Annotated in this window: 16 protein-coding genes and 2 pseudogenes; 9 read left to right on the top strand and 9 right to left on the bottom strand. The window is 55.4% G+C overall.

The window, feature by feature from the left end:
• Positions 1-90: 90 nt before the first annotated feature.
• From DXT88_RS14815 to DXT88_RS14830, 4 genes and pseudogenes are all read right to left on the bottom strand, one after another.
• Positions 91-1,479 carry a sensor histidine kinase gene (locus DXT88_RS14815; RefSeq protein WP_040503634.1) on the bottom strand — a complete coding sequence of 463 codons (1,389 nt, stop codon included), beginning with the start codon at positions 1,477-1,479 and terminating at the stop codon, positions 91-93.
• Positions 1,466-2,143 carry a response regulator gene (locus tag DXT88_RS14820; RefSeq protein WP_016835250.1) on the bottom strand — a complete coding sequence of 226 codons (678 nt, stop codon included), beginning with the start codon at positions 2,141-2,143 and terminating at the stop codon, positions 1,466-1,468. Before DXT88_RS14820 ends, DXT88_RS14815 begins: the two co-directional genes overlap by 14 nt.
• 252 nt (positions 2,144-2,395) lie before the next feature.
• Positions 2,396-2,692, bottom strand: a complete 297-nt coding sequence (locus tag DXT88_RS14825; RefSeq protein WP_265214581.1) for a hypothetical protein — start codon at positions 2,690-2,692, stop codon at positions 2,396-2,398.
• Between the two features lie 217 nt (positions 2,693-2,909).
• Positions 2,910-3,793, bottom strand: a pseudogene (locus DXT88_RS14830) (FTR1 family iron permease).
• Positions 3,794-3,882: 89 nt separating this feature from the next.
• Here DXT88_RS14830 and DXT88_RS14835 point away from each other — a divergent pair.
• A complete protein-coding gene (locus DXT88_RS14835) occupies positions 3,883-4,647 on the top strand; it encodes a phosphatase PAP2 family protein (protein WP_265214582.1) in 765 nt (254 codons plus the stop codon).
• On the opposite strand, the gene DXT88_RS14840 is transcribed toward DXT88_RS14835, so the two are convergent.
• From DXT88_RS14840 to DXT88_RS14855, 4 genes are all read right to left on the bottom strand, one after another.
• Positions 4,644-5,189 carry a hypothetical protein gene (locus DXT88_RS14840; protein ID WP_157137905.1) on the bottom strand — a complete coding sequence of 182 codons (546 nt, stop codon included), beginning with the start codon at positions 5,187-5,189 and terminating at the stop codon, positions 4,644-4,646. The genes DXT88_RS14835 and DXT88_RS14840 overlap by 4 nt on opposite strands.
• Before the next feature lie 82 nt (positions 5,190-5,271).
• Positions 5,272-5,727, bottom strand: coding sequence for a GNAT family N-acetyltransferase (locus tag DXT88_RS14845; RefSeq protein ID WP_265214584.1), 456 nt, complete (start codon positions 5,725-5,727; stop codon positions 5,272-5,274).
• A 69-nt stretch (positions 5,728-5,796) separates the two neighbouring features.
• The gene (locus tag DXT88_RS14850; protein ID WP_265214586.1) at positions 5,797-6,162 is read right to left on the bottom strand and encodes a hypothetical protein; all 366 of its coding nucleotides are present in this window, start codon (positions 6,160-6,162) and stop codon (positions 5,797-5,799) included.
• Between the two features lie 322 nt (positions 6,163-6,484).
• Complete coding sequence (locus DXT88_RS14855; RefSeq protein WP_265214587.1) at positions 6,485-6,772, bottom strand: helix-turn-helix domain-containing protein; 288 nt, start codon at positions 6,770-6,772, stop codon at positions 6,485-6,487.
• A gap of 385 nt (positions 6,773-7,157) precedes the next feature.
• Between DXT88_RS14855 and DXT88_RS14860 the strand changes: the two genes are divergently transcribed.
• The 8 genes and pseudogenes from DXT88_RS14860 (at position 7,158) to DXT88_RS14895 (ending at position 14,350) form a co-directional block, all read left to right on the top strand.
• Positions 7,158-7,484, top strand: a complete 327-nt coding sequence (locus DXT88_RS14860; RefSeq protein WP_265214588.1) for a hypothetical protein — start codon at positions 7,158-7,160, stop codon at positions 7,482-7,484.
• 102 nt (positions 7,485-7,586) lie between these two features.
• Positions 7,587-8,033, top strand: coding sequence for an HAD domain-containing protein (locus DXT88_RS14865; protein ID WP_144967686.1), 447 nt, complete (start codon positions 7,587-7,589; stop codon positions 8,031-8,033).
• A gap of 171 nt (positions 8,034-8,204) precedes the next feature.
• Positions 8,205-8,549 carry a hypothetical protein gene (locus DXT88_RS14870; RefSeq protein ID WP_265214592.1) on the top strand — a complete coding sequence of 115 codons (345 nt, stop codon included), beginning with the start codon at positions 8,205-8,207 and terminating at the stop codon, positions 8,547-8,549.
• 39 nt (positions 8,550-8,588) lie between these two features.
• A pseudogene (locus DXT88_RS14875) lies at positions 8,589-8,936 on the top strand (type IV pilus secretin PilQ); the annotation flags it as partial.
• Between the two features lie 170 nt (positions 8,937-9,106).
• Complete coding sequence (aroKB, locus tag DXT88_RS14880; protein ID WP_029363555.1) at positions 9,107-10,801, top strand: bifunctional shikimate kinase/3-dehydroquinate synthase AroKB; 1,695 nt, start codon at positions 9,107-9,109, stop codon at positions 10,799-10,801.
• A gap of 77 nt (positions 10,802-10,878) precedes the next feature.
• Positions 10,879-12,030 (top strand): deoxyguanosinetriphosphate triphosphohydrolase, encoded by a 1,152-nt coding sequence (locus DXT88_RS14885; RefSeq protein WP_265214596.1) that lies wholly within the window; start codon positions 10,879-10,881, stop codon positions 12,028-12,030.
• A gap of 154 nt (positions 12,031-12,184) precedes the next feature.
• Positions 12,185-13,336 (top strand): ABC transporter substrate-binding protein, encoded by a 1,152-nt coding sequence (locus DXT88_RS14890; protein ID WP_265214598.1) that lies wholly within the window; start codon positions 12,185-12,187, stop codon positions 13,334-13,336.
• Between the two features lie 264 nt (positions 13,337-13,600).
• A complete protein-coding gene (locus DXT88_RS14895) occupies positions 13,601-14,350 on the top strand; it encodes a DUF5610 domain-containing protein (protein WP_265214600.1) in 750 nt (249 codons plus the stop codon).
• A gap of 144 nt (positions 14,351-14,494) precedes the next feature.
• Here DXT88_RS14895 and DXT88_RS14900 read toward each other — a convergent pair whose 3' ends face one another.
• The gene (locus tag DXT88_RS14900) at positions 14,495-16,846 is read right to left on the bottom strand and encodes a Tex family protein (protein WP_265214602.1); all 2,352 of its coding nucleotides are present in this window, start codon (positions 16,844-16,846) and stop codon (positions 14,495-14,497) included.
• Positions 16,847-16,984 lie beyond the last annotated feature (138 nt).

Here is a 16,984-nt window from a genome sequence, read left to right on the forward strand (position 1 = left end):
TTTGCTTTGTACAACAAGATGGAATTTCATCTATCGAAAGGAAACAGAAAGCTTCGTTGTGATAGCACTGATTTCTGGCCATCGTGCATGCTATTCCTGCTGTACCGGAAAGCGAACCCATACGATCAATCCACTATGGTTAATCGGTGAGCCAAGGGTGATGACCGCGCCGATAGCCGCTACGATCTCTCGGACAATGGCTAGTCCGAGGCCGGTCCCATGATGCTTGCCGGCATCGATGCGATAAAAGCGTTCGAAGACGCGTTCGCGTTCTGATTCAGGGATGCCGGGGCCATTGTCTTCCACCTTCAGAAGTACCGCGCCGTCATGACGTTCCACGGAAACCGTGACGACGCCACCGACCAGCGTGTAGCGCAAGGCATTGTCCACCAGATTGCTGACGAGTTCGTCGAGCAGGCCGGCCGTGTCAGTCAAGCAGATCTGCTCTTCCTTGCATTCGAAGCCCAGGTCAATGCCACGATCCTGAGCGACGATGGCAAGTTCTTCAAAGACCTGCTGGACCACTCTCACCAGATCGACCTTCTGCGCGTGCTGCAGCCGTCTGGTGCTGATGGCACCTGCATTGGAGAGTGTCAGGAGTTGATTGACCAGCCTGATTCCATGCTGTACGCCGCCGTTGATGGCACGTAGCGCCGCATTCTTTCCGTCGATGGTCTCGCTGCGCAAACCGTAGTCGACCTGCGTATTGAGTGCCGCCAGCGGGGTGCGCAACTGATGTGAGGCGTTAGCGATGAAACGGTCATGCGCAGTCATGTGCTCGTCGAGGCGGCCCACATAGTGATTGATCGCATCCACCAGCGGAACAAGTTCGTTGGGAACGGGAGTTGCGTCCAGCGGTTCGAGCGAACTGGGCTGGCGATTCTGGACATGATCGCGCAGACGCATGGTCGGCGCCAGGCCGCGGCGCATGCCAATCCATGCGAGGCCGGCGACCAGAAGCATGATCAGCAATTGCTGTTGAATCGTATGTTCCCAGACCCCGTCGGACAGTATTTTATGCGCATGCAGAGTCTGGGCAACTTCGACGATGACGGTTGTTTCCGAGGGGGCGGCAATGACAGATTTTGTGTACGCGACGATTCTCACCGGCTGCTGGCGAAACTGTGCGCTGAAATGCACTGCAGCGTCCATGCGTGCAGGCGCACGCGGAAGCGGGAAATCCTCGGAGCCGGCCAGCAGTGTCCCGTTGGAGGAGGTGACGCGATAGTAGACGTGATCCTGCGCCGCCGATTCAAAAAGCTCGAGCGCCGACGGCGGCACACTGACTTCAAAAATATCGTCGTCGTAGCGGATCTGTTCCGCAATGATCCGCGCCGCGCCGAGCAACATCCGATCCTGGACCACGGTAGCCATCTCGATGGCATTCTTGTAGGCAACCCAACTGTTGAACGCCACAAATACCGCCAATGGAACCAGCAACCACACAAGCAGTTGCCCTCGCAAGCTATTGAATTGCATGGTGGTGCTTTAGCAGATAGCCAAGTCCTCGCAGCGTAATAATGGAGGCATCGCAGTCACTCAGTTTTTTTCGCAACCTGTGGATGTAGACCTCGATGGCATCGAAAGACGATTCGTCCTCCATGGAAAAGAGACTCTCCGCGAGCATTTTTTTGCTGACGGTCTTGCCAGCCTTGAGCATGAGTATTTCCAGTATCGCGTGCTCGCGCCCGGTGACGGACAAAGGCAACTCCGCCACGGTGAAGATGCGCGTATTGCTGTCGTAGATCAGCGATCCGCATTGCCATACCGGATTGGGGCGCTGCCCTGATCGTCGCAGCAACGCACGAATCCGCGCTTCCAGTTCGCTGACCTCGAAGGGCTTTCCCATATAGTCGTCCGCCCCCAGGTCCAGGCTCAATACTCTGCCCTGAACGGAATTGGCCGCGGTCAGCATGAGTACCGGTACCGCGTTATTGCGGGCGCGCAAGCGTTTGACCACTTCGTTGCCATTGAGCTTTGGCAGCGCTATGTCGAGAATAATGAGATCGTATTGCTGCGTGAGCAGCAAATGATCGGCATCAGCGCCATCATGGACGCAGTCGACCGAATAGTTGTTGCGTTGCAATGTGAGCATCAGCCAATCTGCAAGAGGCTTATGATCCTCGACCAGAAGAAGGCGCATTCTTGTCTCCTCGTTATTATTAAAATAGGCTCATTGCCATGATCAGCGTGGCGATGAGCATGCAAACTTCGATGTCTTATGCATCAGATTGCGTTTGCAGAGAACTGCCTTTTGAAACTCGTTACAGAACCGTGTTCCGCGTCGAGATAGGAAGCTCAATTTGAGAAGGTGAATGTTTAAACGGGCGTCAACATATAAAGTGGATATGAACCGGCCCGGTATTGCATGAGCGGACCGGTTCATTTTCCAAGCTTAAGCTGGTACGGCGCTTTGCTTGGTACGACTATGTTGTTGCTTGGCCAAGATTTTCATTGCCTGACGGTCTCCCCCCTGCGCCTCTTTAGTTGTTTGCGCAGCAGTCTCAGTCGCTTCCGCCAGCGCAGCGCGGGCTGCATTGCTTATTGTCACCGTGTCGGTTTTCACCGGGTTGCCGGTTGACGGTGGTGTAGATGAAGTAATGTCGTTCACAGAGGTCGCCTTAGGTGTACTCGCGGCTGTGTAATCGGTTTGCTTTGCGGCATATGCCGCTGTATTTGTACTCACGTTCATGTTGATTCTCCAGAAAGATATTGGTTGATCATCTTGTTCCCCTGCGTTCGTACATGAGGCTGACTGCCCTCGGCAAATGCGTTAGCCGGAGCTCGCCTCGACGATAGGCTAGCGGGCTTCACTTAGCAGTCACTTAGGCCTTTCCCTTTGTTGTCATGCGACGACAGCGGTCTGGGCATGGCAATATCAGCCGGAAGATGCCAGCGGACAACGGTTGTCAGCCTGCGACGGATAGCGCTTTCGGCTGCGACGCCGTTACGCGTACACGCCCGAGCGCCCATACGATGCCGATCCAGTAGGCGGCATAGGCTGCGACGCTCATTAACGCAGGTTGGCCGCGATAGCCGATCATTGACGACAACAAGCTGCCTGGTTTTGACGATTCATCCAATAGCCATGTGGTGTTCCATACGGGCGCGGTGAGAAAGGAGGTAATGTGGGCGCCGGCCAGGGCGTCGCTGCTTTCAATCAGTGTATCGATGAGCCTTTCAATGCCGTTGAGAAACGAGCCGGCGCCCAGGAACAGCAAGATAATCTCGGTGACCTGGAAGAAACTTTGTCAGGAAAAGAATTTTCCGCCCATCTGCAGAAGGTAAAAGGTCAGGAGCCGAGCGCCAGTCCCAGTGCGGCTGCAATGTTCATCTCTAGTGTTCCGTCGGCGTGCATTCCCATGCCGATCCCGTAGAGAAAGACCACCATCTCGCTGCCTTCGCGGGCGATGGCAGGCGCCGTCAGGAAGAACACCCCCCACCAGGTGCGCGTCGACACGTTGGTTTCCAGGGGGCTGAGGAGCGAGGCTCGCAATGTCCGGCCATGCTTTCTCATCCAGAACACCATGTGGACGATCAGCGCAGCAACGGAAAGCACGAGCGTAATTTGAAAATAGGTTTGCGTGTCTCCGGCAATGAGTTCGCCGAAACCCATCAGCGCGGCGCCGACGGCAATCGCCAGCAGCAGCCCGAAGCCCACGCCACCGATCAGATAAGGCAAGCCGCGCCGCGCGACATCTCCGCTGTGCCTGATCCAGCCGTACAAGATTCCGACGATCAGAAGCGCTTCCACGTTTTCTCGCCAGACGGTAAAACAGAACCTGCCCCATATTTCTCCCCGGCTAATGATGCGCAAAAACACGCGCGTTATGATATCTGGGCAGACTTAGCCGATCCTTAGGGCGGCGGTAAAGATGCTTTATGGCAAACAACAGGAAGTCCGGGATTCTTGCAACGGACGAGAAGGACTGGCGGTTACCTGATAAACCTAATAAAGAACTAAGTCGCGCTGCCTATGCTTGCACGTTTCATCAAAGACGGAGAAACGACGACATGCAAGTCAAACGAACTACGCTCAGCCTGCAGAGCATATTTGCGGTGCTGGCCGCCTCGCTCTGGCTTTTTGGCGTGCTCGCGGAAGACGTTGTAGAACAAGATCCGTTTTCCTTTGATCCGGCATTGCTGCTATACCTCCACCATCAGGCGACACCGGCATTGGACCGCATCATGGTCTTCATCACTAATGCCGGATCTGCTGCGGTACTGATACCGATCGAGATCGCGCTGGCGACTTTCTTTCTTTTCAGAAAAAGATGGTGGGAACTAAAGTTTTTTTGTGTTCTTATCGGCGGCACCGGCGCTCTCAATTTTGTGGCGAAACAGTTGTTCGCTCGCAGCCGGCCGGATCTCTGGATATCGATCGTTGCCGAACATACCTACAGTTTTCCCAGTGGGCATGCGATGCATTCCGTCGCGCTTGCATGCGCTCTCGGTATTTTCTTGCGCCGTACTGAAATGCGCTATCCGGCGATGATGCTCGGCATTCTCTTCGTGCTGCTGATCGGTGTCTCCAGGCTCTATCTGGGTGTGCACTATCCGTCCGATGTGCTCGCGGGATGGAGTGCGGCGATCGCTTGGAGCACCGCGGTATTTCTCCTTTTTCCGCCACAGCATGTTAAAAATTAACCATTTTTAATAAAGTGCCAACTGGGAGTTAACGCATCACCTAGTTTGACTGCTTCTCCACGCCAAAACTTCTTGCTAACTCGCTTGCATTCAACAGGCATAAGATCTTCCAAGTCAGAATTGAGCAGGCTAGTGACTAATACATCTAGTTCTCTTGGAGTTTGGCAAATAGGTGTTACAGGTGGGTGAAGTTCTTCAATCCAAACCTGGCGGGATACTGCGTCATAGGCCGTAGCCAGAAATGACTGCAATGACTCGAACACCACTCGGCTGTCGCCGTCATGGTCCAAGAAAAATATGGATCCAGCCAGCGCTCCCTTGGTGATCAGTAAGTGATGATTACTAGTTTCGGCATCGTCAAGCACGAGAGATTCCGCTGTCTCTACAAAAGGATGACCGCGCAGAGCTCGGGAAAATTTGAGGGCCTCATGTTGACTAAGAAGATTAAGGCCTAGTCCCTGATGGCCGGATAGATGGCCGTCACTTATTTTCTTAAAGTACGAGGCAATGTCTGCCCCAAGTGGTGTGGCCTCATCCAGCATAGTTTTTCCTTCCATATTTGAATCACCTCTACAGCTCGGCCGCTTCTGGCCGGACGCGGATAACAATGTTGACGTCAACGACCTACACCAACGGCTTGGCCATCTCCGTGGTTGAGGACCAGCCGATTTTTTCATATAGCGGACGCCCGGAGTTGGTTGAATGTAGAATCGCGAAAGTTAATCCATGTTTCTTAAATTCAGCGTCGGCCATTTTCATCAACAAGTCTGCAATGCCACGGCGACGATATGCTGGCACTACGTACACGTTGAGTACATAGCCGCGCTTAGCTTGATATGGATGAGATGGGTGAGGCGGCCAATCAACTTCCATCAAGCCGATGCCGGCTACGACGTCATCGTTATCAGTGGCAAGAAATCCGAAATAGCTACCATCTGCGATTCTGGGTTCCAACCAATTTCGAAAATTAGGTGACATCGCAGCCAGAGCTGTTTCATCCCGGCCCGCCTCTCGAAACATCAATTCTCGATGTTGGCAGATTAAATTCAAGTCGTCAGAACAGATATCACGAATTTCCATTTCGCCTCTTTCTTCAGTTTCTTCGCCTGGAATGATTTTTGAATGTCCGAAACTGGCCGGTTGCGGAGGTTAACTATCGGATTTCAAAGGGACCGTATTCAGAGCCTTGCGGAGCATAGGCTTGGTGTACAACTCTTCATTCGTGCCTGCTAGCTGTCCAAGGTGCAAATATTCACCTTCGTCGAAGGCTCTATATATGGCCCAAGAAAATTCAGAAAATGTCTCAAGAGGTGCCCAAGCAGACAAAGAGTTTATTGCACAGTCGGCTTTATCGAATTTCAAAAAATTATCTAGGTAGCGCTGCGCAACTTCTTTGGTGAAGCTTTCGCAGAATGCGTTGCGCGAACCGCTGTGCGAAACGAATAGCAAATCAAATGCGTCATCATCTGGCCGAGCATTTTTATCGATTTGGTTAAGGATGTCGTCTATATTCATTCTTAAAATGTGAATGACCGTTACTGGCCGGTTGCAGACAACGGTTTTGAGGACATTAAGCGAGATGAGTATATAAAGCCATCTTGAGGGAATAGTTACACGCGCAATTTTTCATTTTCCCAAAATCCTTTCGAAGGTCGGCCTGGCGGAGCGCCTACGTGGCTCCCATATATGAGCGACCTTGTGCGTGCGCCGCGATCGCGACAATCTCTTAATGCAATTGCACAACAGAAACTTCGACTTGATCAAAAATTCTTGCGTTTTGCAGTGTCGGCAAAAATGACTACCTCGCCACGCTTGCATCAGCTGATGGCCTAAATCCTCAATCACGCACAGTTAAAAAATTTTCTACTTCCAATCGTATTTTTTTGCAAAATGTCTCCGCTTGGACATTCTCTACCTTGCAATAAGTCATAGCCAAAAGGGTAACCGGATGAACCCCTATTACTGACGCAATTTCTTCAAGCTTATCCAACGTAGGCGATTTCATCCCCCGCTCCAGGCTACTTAAGTAAGTACGGCTCGAAACATTCGAAAAATCTTCCTGAGTTAATTGCCGTTGTTTCCGAGTCTCCCGGAGGGCCTCTGCAAATCCTTCTCGTAACTTCATATAACAGTCTCCCAAAGAGACCGATGTACTCATTTTGAACACTTTAGAGCTACAATCTATAGTGTTCATTTATTGTTTTTAGGAATACATCAATGAAGAAATGTGAGATCCGGCCCTGCTCGGCCTATATCGGCCATGGTGGCGTAGTTAGAAAAGTGAAATCTATCAGCATGGCAGTAGATGGGAATCTACTTGTCCAATGGCGCCTGATACGGTCTCGCGGACAGTCGGAAGAGCAGACTGAAGCTATACAACCACTCGATGAATTCGCCAAATGGGCGAAGGCATTAAAGCAGACGCTCTCAAAAGATCTCGAACATCACCTAAGTAGGCAATAAATTTATCTGGATGTGGCCTAGCAGGCCTTAAGAAAGTGAGAAAAACAATGGATAAGATCAAATGCCCGCATTGCGATAAAAATTGCATTCCTAAACTGTGGCACTATCGGCCAGCCTTCGGCACTTTCAGATATATGGTGACGCAGCATCTATGCCCATTTTGTGGTGGGGTGATGTACGAGTCTGGAGGGAAACTCACGGCCTTGGGTTGGTCAGTGACTGTATTGATGGGCGCGATCTTCTGCGTCGGCTTCATTGCCCAGTTATTTAAGAGCAAGAACATTATCGACATATCTATTGGACTTGGATCTTTAGCCTTCTGGGGATTCATTGCGTATCAGCTATTCAAGCGGTTTTCCAAGCGTAGGAGATAGTTTTGCAAGATTCAAAGGGATATTGGCTCAATTTCTTCCTTCGCTTTTTCCGGAAAATATTTCGCTTGATGAATATCACATGTAAGCAAATAAAAATCTGCCATGTTGCTATTTCTTGATTTCGATGGCGTCCTGCACCCTGCAATCTACAAAAATAATTCCGATCTATTTTGTCGGCGCTCCCTATTGGAAAATTCTTTAAGAAATTGCCAGCACGTCGACGTTGTAATCACTTCTACCTGGCGTGAAAATCGTACTCTCGAAGAATTGCGATCATTATTTAGTACTGATATTCGGTCGCGCATCATCGGCAAGACACCCAATTGGCGTGACATTCAAAGTCCCAGCGAGATGGGCTCTTATGTCCGACAAGCCGAAGTTAAAAGCTGGCTTCTGCATGCCGATAAAAATTGGGAATCATGGGTAGTTCTTGATGATCAACCGCATTTGTTTCGTCCATTCTTATCGAATCTTGTACGCACAGATCCCGCCATAGGATTGACGAATGAAATATGTCTCATTCTTGAGGAGAAATTAAGTTCTATCTAACCATCACTTATACAAACAGCCATTAGGTCAAATTTTCACTCTAGCCACAGCACTGAGGCCTTCAATACCTCGTTCCGCACTCCCCCTCATCTGAGCTTTCCATGCAATATCGGCACACAGAATTTCTTTAAAAACAGTACCGTAAGTCAAACATCCATAAAGCGAAGAGCCATGTCTCAACATCTATTCGATGAAGAATATGTAAATTTAGTCCGGCGTCAGATAGCGTCAGTTGCAAAGGCTATGCTGGCTAATGAAATAAGTTTCTTGCTGGGTGCGAGAAAAATTTCGTTGTTACGACACACGATTTCCATGGAAAATGACGACGTCGATTTGTTAACGTTGATCACGATTGATGCTGAAACGGAGCATCTTCCCTTGGAAAAACCTGACAAATATTCGAAAAACCGAAACCAAGCGGATATTGAAGCGGAAATCGAAGCGTCTGAAATATGGGCTAGAATTTTTGGCGAGTCTGCTTGTGAATCTTTAGCGCGACGTTTCAGTTATATCTAGGCAGTCAGATAGCAGACAAAATAGTTGACTCCTAACGGCAAGAAGGCCAACCTCAAACTTGAGGTGACGCCGCAGATCACACCCGACGGCAACGTCATCCTCAGCGTCGACATCAACAAGGACAGCCGCGGCACCGCCACGCCGGGCGGATTGGCAATCAACACCAAACACGTCAAGACGCTGGTTCAGGTGGAAAACGGCGGCACCGTGGTGATCGGCGGCATCTACACGCAGACGGAATCGAACACCGTTTCCAAGGTGCCGTTGCTGGGCGACATCCCGGTGCTGGGCAATCTGTTCCGGCATAGCGCCCGCATCGACCACAAGACGGAACTGCTGATCTTCCTCACGCCCAAAATCGTCGCCGACCGCAATTTCTTGCGGTAGCGGACTCAAAAGGGATCAAAAAGCATGTTTTTCCCGATATTTCCCCGACAACCGCGTAACAGACGGTAAAATCGTCTGTTGCAGCTGGTTGCGCAAGGCAGGCCGAAAGACCAACAATACAGGCCTCCAGCGACCAGCTATCCGGACAATTCCGCAGTGAAAAATCGTATATGAGTGGAAGCATTTTTCTTGTCGGCCTGATGGGCGCCGGCAAGACAACGATAGGGCGCGCCCTGGCGAAAAAACTGAACAAGCGCTTCGTCGACTCCGATCACGAGATCGAGTCACGCACCGGCACAACCATTCCCGTGATTTTTGAAATCGAAGGCGAGGAAAGTTTTCGCAAGCGCGAGGCCGACGTCATCCGCGAACTGAGCGCCCAGCAGGACATCGTCCTGGCCACCGGCGGCGGCGCCATCCTGCGTGCAGAAACGCGCGCCTACCTGAAGCAGCGCGGCACCGTGATTTATCTGCGCGCCGGCATCAACCAGATCCTGCAACGCACCGGCCGCGACAAGAACCGCCCGCTGCTGCAAACCGCCGATCCGCGCCGCAAGCTCGAAGAACTGTCGCGCCAGCGCGATCCGTATTACCGCGAAGTGGCCGATTTCGTCATCGAGACCGGCCGCCCCAACGTGCAGTTCCTGGTGCAGGCGATCCTGAGCCAGCTCGAATTGACACCCAAACAGACTGCCGATGCCGCCTCTGCGCCGGCGACCTCCTCCGCACAACCAGCCGCCTACGCCGAACCTGCCATGACCGCATCCACCTTCGCCCCCGTTGCCCTGCAAGTCGAATTGGGAGAGCGCAGCTACCCGATCACCATCGGCCACGATCTGCTGTCGAACCCCGAATTGTTGACGCGCCACGTCGCCGGCAAGCGCGTCGCGGTCGTCACCAACGACAAGGTCGGTCCGCTGTATCTTCCGCGCGTGCGCAAGCTGCTCGAAGACGCCGGCAAGCAGGTCACCGAAATCGTGCTGCCCGACGGTGAGGAACAAAAAACCTGGGTCAGCCTGATGAAAGTGTTCGATGTCCTGCTCGCCGAAAAATGCGATCGCAAGACCACGCTGGTCGCACTCGGCGGCGGCGTCATCGGCGACCTTACCGGCTTCGCCGCAGCCTCGTACATGCGCGGCGTACCGTTCGTGCAGATCCCGACCACGCTGCTGTCGCAGGTCGATTCGTCGGTGGGCGGCAAGACCGGCATCAACCACCCGCTCGGCAAGAACATGATCGGCGCGTTCTACCAGCCGCAAGCCGTGATCGCCGACACCGCCACGCTGCATACGCTGCCGCCGCGCGAACTGGCGGCCGGCCTGGCCGAAGTGATCAAGCACGGCGCCATCATCGACGCCGCCTTCTTCGACTGGATCGAAGCCAACATCGGCAAGCTGGTGGCCAAGGACAATGCCGCGCTGGCCTACTCGATCCAGCGCTCCTGCGAAATCAAGGCCGACGTGGTGCGCCAGGACGAACGCGAAGGCGGCCTGCGCGCCATCCTCAACTTCGGCCACACCTTCGGCCACGCCATCGAAAACGGCCTCGGCTACGGCCAATGGCTGCACGGCGAAGCAGTCGGTTGCGGCATGGCGATGGCGGCCGATCTGTCGCATCGTCTCGGCTACATCGACGCCGCCTCGAAGGACCGCCTGACCGCACTGGTGAAAGCCGCCGGCCTGCCGGTGACGGCGCCCGATCTGGGCACGCAACGCTGGCTGGAACTGATGGAAGTGGACAAGAAAAACGAAGGCGGCGCGATCAAGTTCATTTTGATCAAGCCGCTGGGCCAGCCGCTGATCACCAACGTGCCGCAGGAACTCCTGCTGCAGACGCTGGCGGCCTGCGTACAAACCCGAAGCTGACGACGACGGCTGCAGAACATCATTGTGTCGCCGTCGATTGAAGAGCCTGCATTGAAGCACCTGAATGAGTTCCTGACATGACCCAAGACGCGCCGCTCCACCTTGCACCTTATGCCGCACACGCAGCAACATCGACAGGGCGGCGCTTCTCCGAACCTGCGCCCGGATCGCGCACCGAATATCAGCGCGACCGCGACCGCATCATCCATTCCACCGCGTTCCGCCGCCTCGAATACAAGACCCAAGTCTTCGTTAATCATGAAGGCGACCTGTTCCGCACGCGCCTGACCCACAGCATCGAAGTCGCCCAGATCGCGCGCTCCTGCGCACGCAACCTGCGTCTGAACGAGGACCTGGTGGAAGCCATCTCGCTGGCGCACGACCTCGGCCACACGCCCTTCGGCCACGCCGGCCAGGACGAACTCAATAGCTGCATGAAGGACTTCGGCGGTTTCGAGCACAACTTGCAAAGCCTGCGCGTGGTCGACGACCTCGAACAGCACTATGGCGCCTTCGATGGCCTCAACCTGATGTTCGAAACACGCGAAGGCATCCTCAAGCATTGCTCGCCGGCCAACGCTCGCCAGCTCGGCGCCATCGGCCAGCGCTTCATCGACAAGAAGCAGCCGAGCCTGGAAGCGCAACTGGCCAACCTGGCCGATGAGATCGCCTATAACAACCACGACATCGACGACGGCCTGCGTTCCGGCCTGCTGACGATTGCGCAACTGGGCGAGGTGGATTTCTTCGCGCGCCATCAACGCGAAGCGGAATCAGCCTATCCGGGCATCACCGGCCGCCGCGCCATCAATGAAACCGTGCGCCGCATGATCAATACCCTGATCGTCGATCTGATCCAGACCTCGCAGGAGAATATCGCCGCCGTTGCGCCGCGCAGCATCGAAGATGTGCGCAATGCCGCGCCGCTGATCGCCTTTTCCGAACCGATGCAGCAAGAGGCCGCAGTGCTCAAGCGCTTCCTCCGCCAGAACCTGTATCGCCACTACCAGGTCAACCGCATGACCGCCAAGGCGCGCCGCATCATCGCCGAATTGTTCCAGGCGTTTCTGTCGCAACCGACTTTGTTGCCGCCCGACTACGTGGTCGCAGGGCAGGATGAGGAAGGCATACGCCGCCAGGCGCGCCAGGTGTCGGACTACATTGCCGGCATGACTGACCGTTACGCCATGCGCGAACACCGGCGCTTGTTCATGGTGGAAGAACTGTAGAAAAAAATTCTGACGCGGTTCGTATATCGTCAAGATTCAGCCGGTTTGTGGGCCCAATTCGCATAAATGCATTGCCTCCTCGTTCATCGTTGCTACTCTGAATAGCACGACAAAACCATCTCCACGGCCAACAACCGGTGGAGGTGTCGAGACCATGCGAATACCCTTCCTTTCCGTGCGGCACATCGTCGCGCCGGCCCTCTTTTCTTTGTGTTGCCATGCCCATGGACAATTCAATCCCACCGAACCTGCCGGCAACAACGACATCGTCGTCGGCCAGTCTGCTGATCTGAGCGGCCCCTACGCCAAGCTCACGCGCCAGTTCATCACCGGCGCAAACGTCTACTTCGCCCAACTCAACAGCCGCGGCGGGATAACGGGCCGCCGGGTCAGGTTGATGACGCTGGACGACCAGAACGACCCCACCCTGGCGCTCAAGAATACCCAGGACCTGCTCGACGAACACAAGGCCATCGCGCTGTTCGGCTATATCGGCGCGCAAACCACCGCCGCCGTATTGCCGCTGATCAACGAACGCAAGGTGCCGTATTTCGCCCCCGTGACGGGATCCTGGATTGTGTACGCCGCGTTCAACCGGCATGTCTTCACCATACGCGCGAGCTATGCCAATGAATACGACTACCTGTTTTCGCGCTTTACGCAGATGGGACTGAAACGGCTGGCGATCTTCAATGATGCTACGGGACTGCCGCACAACGCCATGATGAAAACCAAAATCAGTAATGCAAATGCACAGCTGGTCGCCTCGGAAAGCATCATGGGACAAAATGTAGCCAAGATCGCCGACAAGCTCTTGGAAAGCCGACCCGACGTGGTGCTGATCATGAGCATTTCTCAAAACGTCAACAGCGCTTTGATACGAAGCCTGCGCGCCAAAGGCTATCTCGGTTACTTCTATTGCGCCTCGCTGGTGTGCAGCCCGCTGTTGACCAGCGATCTCGAAGAAGCGGCCAGCGGCCTGATCATTTCGCAAATCGTGCCGCATCCCTGGAAAGCGCGCACGCCCATCGTGCACGAATACCAAAAGGCGATGCGCATCGCCAGGGTCGGACAGTTCAGCTATCTCGGACTCGAAGGTTATATCGCAGCAAAAGTGCTGGCGGAAGGTCTCAGCCGCGCCAGCCACAGACTGACGCACGAGAAATTGATTGTCGCGCTGGAAACAGTGAACAACAAAACCTATGACCACGCCGGCTACCAAATCAATTTTTCGCCGTCCAGCCATCAGGGCTCGACCTATGTCGACGTGACGACAATGGATAAGACCGGCGTCATCCAGCCTTAGATAATTTCGCCGCAAGCGATTTGAGAGACAGGATCATCGCTCTCATGGGGCGAGGCGCACGATAACTGCAAGACAGTATTTCCCAAAAACAATGATCGTCTTAATTTCAGTGAAAACGATACGTATTGTCTCGATTCTGTTCATAAATTCTTACAAATGAAGTTGGGATTGCGACCTTCAGATTTCCGTCAGCATGCCGTAAGTTGAGGATGGACTGCCATTTCCCCTCCTTCTTGCGTGCGGTCCTTGTACAGGAGACCTGCCATGTCTATCAGCACCAACACGATTAACACCAACACACCGGCCACCAGCCTGCCGGCGACCAACGATGCCGCCGCCACCGACGACGCCGCCAAGACGGAAGGCGCGTCCGGCGCGTCAGATATCAAACTGACGCCGGCCATTGCCAAGCAACAGCTGAATGCAGCCATCCTGCAATCGTCGCTGGAAGTCTCGCTGTCGTCGCAGAACGATCCGCTGTCGCTGGTCTACAAGTCGGCGATCGAAAATCTCAACGAGATCCTGAAACCGGAACTTGGCGACAACGCCATCCAGAACGCCGCGTCGCAGGACAACAGCCCGGAAGCTACCGCCGACCGCATCCTGTCGTTCATCAAGAGCGCTTTTGGGCTGTTCAGCCAGAACAGCCCGACCAGCAGCAGCGCTGACGGCACCGATGGTACCGACGGCGCCGATGGCACCGACAACACCAAGCGGGACGCCAACATCGACAAGTTCATGAGCCTCATCCAGAAGGGTGTCGACCAGGGCTTCGATGAAGCGCGCGGCATTCTGTCCAGCCTCAAGGTCCTCAACGGCGACATCGCCAGCAATATCGACAAGACCTATGAAATCCTGAAGAAGGGCATCGCCGATTTCGTTGCGTCGCTGAAGAATCCGACGACCGACGACGGTTCTGTTCCGGCCGACGGCAGCTCCAGCACCACCACCAGCGTGTCGGTATCGGTGTCGGTTTCGGTCACGGCAAGCCGCACCACCATTACCAACGACTGATTCCCCGACCGGCAGCGCCATAGTGTCCTGCAGCCCATGCTGCAGGCGTAAAAAAAGACGCGGCATGCCGCGTCTTTTTTTGTCCGTCGATATTTCCTGCCCCTTCCTGCCGGCGCGCTGCGCCGCAAAGAAGGGATTTTTGCATCAACCCTTGAGCTTGGCGAACGCCGCCGCCATGGCGTTGTTCGCCGGCGCCGGCTGACGCGACTGCTGGCCCTGGTGCTGCGACAGGCGACGTGCATCGTTGCGATCGCCGCGTTGCTCCGGCTTGCTGCCGGCGACCGGGGCGCTGTCGGACAGACGCATGGTCAGCGCGATGCGCTTGCGCTTCTCGTCGACTTCCAGCACCTTCACCTTGACCACCTGGCCCGCTTTGACGACGGTGTGCGGATCCTTGACGAAGGTGTTGGACAACGCCGAGATATGCACCAGACCGTCCTGATGCACACCGATGTCGACGAAGGCGCCGAAGGCGGCGACGTTGGTCACCACGCCTTCGAGGATCATGTCGGGACGCAGGTCCTTGATTTCTTCCACGCCGTCCTTGAAGGTCGCGGTAGTGAACTCGGGACGCGGATCGCGGCCCGGCTTTTCCAGTTCCTTGAGGATGTCGGTGACGGTCGGCACGCCGAATTTTTCGTCGGCGTATTTTGCCGGGCTCAACGATTTGAGCAAGGCGCTTTCGCCCAGCACGCCCTTCACGTCCTTCTTGATGTCGGCCAGGATCTTGTTCACCAGCGGATACGATTCCGGGTGAACCGCCGAGGCGTCGAGCGGATTCTCGCCATTCATCACGCGCAGGAAGCCGGCCGCCTGCTCGAAGGTCTTGTCGCCCAGGCGCGGTACTTCGCGCAAACCGGCGCGCGAGGTGAACATGCCCTTCATGTCGCGATACGACACGATGCTTTGCGCGACGCTGGCGTTGAGGCCGGACACGCGCGCCAGCAGCGGCGCGGAAGCGGTGTTGACGTCGACGCCGACGGCGTTCACGCAATCCTCGACGACGGCGTCGAGCGAACGCGCCAGTTGCGACTGGCCGACGTCATGCTGGTACTGGCCGACGCCGATCGACTTCGGATCGATCTTGACCAGTTCCGCCAGCGGGTCTTGCAGACGACGCGCAATCGATACCGCGCCGCGGATCGACACGTCCAGATCGGGCAATTCCTTCGACGCGAATTCGGAAGCTGAATACACCGACGCGCCGGCTTCCGACACGACGATCTTGGTCAGCTTCAGTTCCGGACGCATCTTGATCAGCTCTTGCGCCAGCTTGTCGGTCTCGCGCGAAGCAGTGCCGTTGCCGATCGAGATCAGCGAGACGTTATGCTTCTCGGCCAGCTTGGCCAGCGTGTGCAGCGAACCTTCCCAGTCATTGCGCGGCTGGTGCGGGAAGATGGCTGTCGTGTCGACCACCTTGCCGGTGGCGTCGACAACGGCCACCTTGACGCCGGTGCGCAATCCCGGATCCAGGCCCATGGTGGCGCGCGGTCCTGCCGGTGCGGCAAGCAACAGATCCTTCAGGTTGCGGGCAAAGACGTTGATCGCTTCGGCTTCGCTGCGCTCGCGCAGGCCGGTCATCAGTTCGGTCTCGAGGTGCATGAACACCTTCACGCGCCATGCCCAGCGCACGGTGTCGGCCAGCCACTTGTCGGCGGGACGGCCCTTGCTGCTGACGCCGAAGCGCGCGGCGATACGGTTTTCGCAGGGGTTGTGCGGCGCGTCCCACTTCGGTTTTTCTTCTTCGGTGTCGAGGCGCAGAACCACCGTCAGCATCTCTTCGCGGCGGCCGCGGAACAAGGCCAGCGCACGATGCGACGGAATCGTGCCAATGGTTTCGGAGTAGTCGAAATAGTCGGCGAATTTTTCACCGGCGTCCTGCTTGCCTTCGATCACCTTGGATTCCACGATGCCGTGTTCGGTGATGTATTCGCGCAATGCCTGCAACAGCTCGGCATCTTCGGCGAAGCGTTCCATCAGGATCTGGCGGGCGCCGTCCAATGCCGCCTTGGCATCGGCCACGCCGGGATTGTCACCGCTGTCGGTGGTGAAGGCGGGCTTGAGGTATTTCGCCGCTTCTTCTTCCGGATTGAGCATCGGGTCGTTCAGCAGCGCGTCGGCCAGTTCGGTCAGGCCGGCTTCGGCGGCGATCTGGGCCTTGGTGCGGCGCTTGAGCTTGTACGGCAAATACAGGTCTTCCAGGCGCGTCTTGTCTTCGGCGTGGACGATGGCGTCAAGCAGCACCGGCGTCATCTTGCCCTGCTCTTCGATGGACGAGATGATCGCGGTGCGGCGGTCTTCCAGTTCACGCAGGTAACGCAGGCGCTCTTCCAGCAGGCGCAGCTGGGTATCGTCCAGGCCACCGGTGGCTTCCTTGCGGTAACGTGCGATGAAAGGCACGGTCGCGCCTTCGTCGAGTAAGGCGATCGCGGCGGCAACCTGCACCGGCTTGGCGACGAGTTCGAGAGCTAAACGTTGTTCGATGGAAGGCAACATGACAATGAAATCCGGGAATTGAAAAACAAGCGTTGGATGATACGCAATTCAGCGGGACGCGCCAATCTTGACAGCCCCCAAATGCACGAAATAAATGGATTTGCAGCAATAAACACGGCAACCCGGGATGGAAACACG

The sequence above is a fragment of the Herbaspirillum lusitanum genome, assembly GCF_026127345.1.
GTDB classification, from domain to species: domain Bacteria; phylum Pseudomonadota; class Gammaproteobacteria; order Burkholderiales; family Burkholderiaceae_D; genus Herbaspirillum; species Herbaspirillum lusitanum.

Coding starts and splice junctions, on each gene's coding strand:
- DXT88_RS14815 (WP_040503634.1), bottom strand. CDS start 1,479: ATGCAATTCAATAGCTTGCGAGGGCAACTGCTTGTGTGGTTGCTGGTT.
- DXT88_RS14820 (WP_016835250.1), bottom strand. CDS start 2,143: ATGCGCCTTCTTCTGGTCGAGGATCATAAGCCTCTTGCAGATTGGCTG.
- DXT88_RS14825 (WP_265214581.1), bottom strand. CDS start 2,692: ATGAACGTGAGTACAAATACAGCGGCATATGCCGCAAAGCAAACCGAT.
- DXT88_RS14835 (WP_265214582.1), top strand. CDS start 3,883: ATGGCAAACAACAGGAAGTCCGGGATTCTTGCAACGGACGAGAAGGAC.
- DXT88_RS14840 (WP_157137905.1), bottom strand. CDS start 5,189: ATGCTGGATGAGGCCACACCACTTGGGGCAGACATTGCCTCGTACTTT.
- DXT88_RS14845 (WP_265214584.1), bottom strand. CDS start 5,727: ATGGAAATTCGTGATATCTGTTCTGACGACTTGAATTTAATCTGCCAA.
- DXT88_RS14850 (WP_265214586.1), bottom strand. CDS start 6,162: ATGAATATAGACGACATCCTTAACCAAATCGATAAAAATGCTCGGCCA.
- DXT88_RS14855 (WP_265214587.1), bottom strand. CDS start 6,772: ATGAAGTTACGAGAAGGATTTGCAGAGGCCCTCCGGGAGACTCGGAAA.
- DXT88_RS14860 (WP_265214588.1), top strand. CDS start 7,158: ATGGATAAGATCAAATGCCCGCATTGCGATAAAAATTGCATTCCTAAA.
- DXT88_RS14865 (WP_144967686.1), top strand. CDS start 7,587: ATGTTGCTATTTCTTGATTTCGATGGCGTCCTGCACCCTGCAATCTAC.
- DXT88_RS14870 (WP_265214592.1), top strand. CDS start 8,205: ATGTCTCAACATCTATTCGATGAAGAATATGTAAATTTAGTCCGGCGT.
- aroKB (WP_029363555.1), top strand. CDS start 9,107: ATGAGTGGAAGCATTTTTCTTGTCGGCCTGATGGGCGCCGGCAAGACA.
- DXT88_RS14885 (WP_265214596.1), top strand. CDS start 10,879: ATGACCCAAGACGCGCCGCTCCACCTTGCACCTTATGCCGCACACGCA.
- DXT88_RS14890 (WP_265214598.1), top strand. CDS start 12,185: ATGCGAATACCCTTCCTTTCCGTGCGGCACATCGTCGCGCCGGCCCTC.
- DXT88_RS14895 (WP_265214600.1), top strand. CDS start 13,601: ATGTCTATCAGCACCAACACGATTAACACCAACACACCGGCCACCAGC.
- DXT88_RS14900 (WP_265214602.1), bottom strand. CDS start 16,846: ATGTTGCCTTCCATCGAACAACGTTTAGCTCTCGAACTCGTCGCCAAG.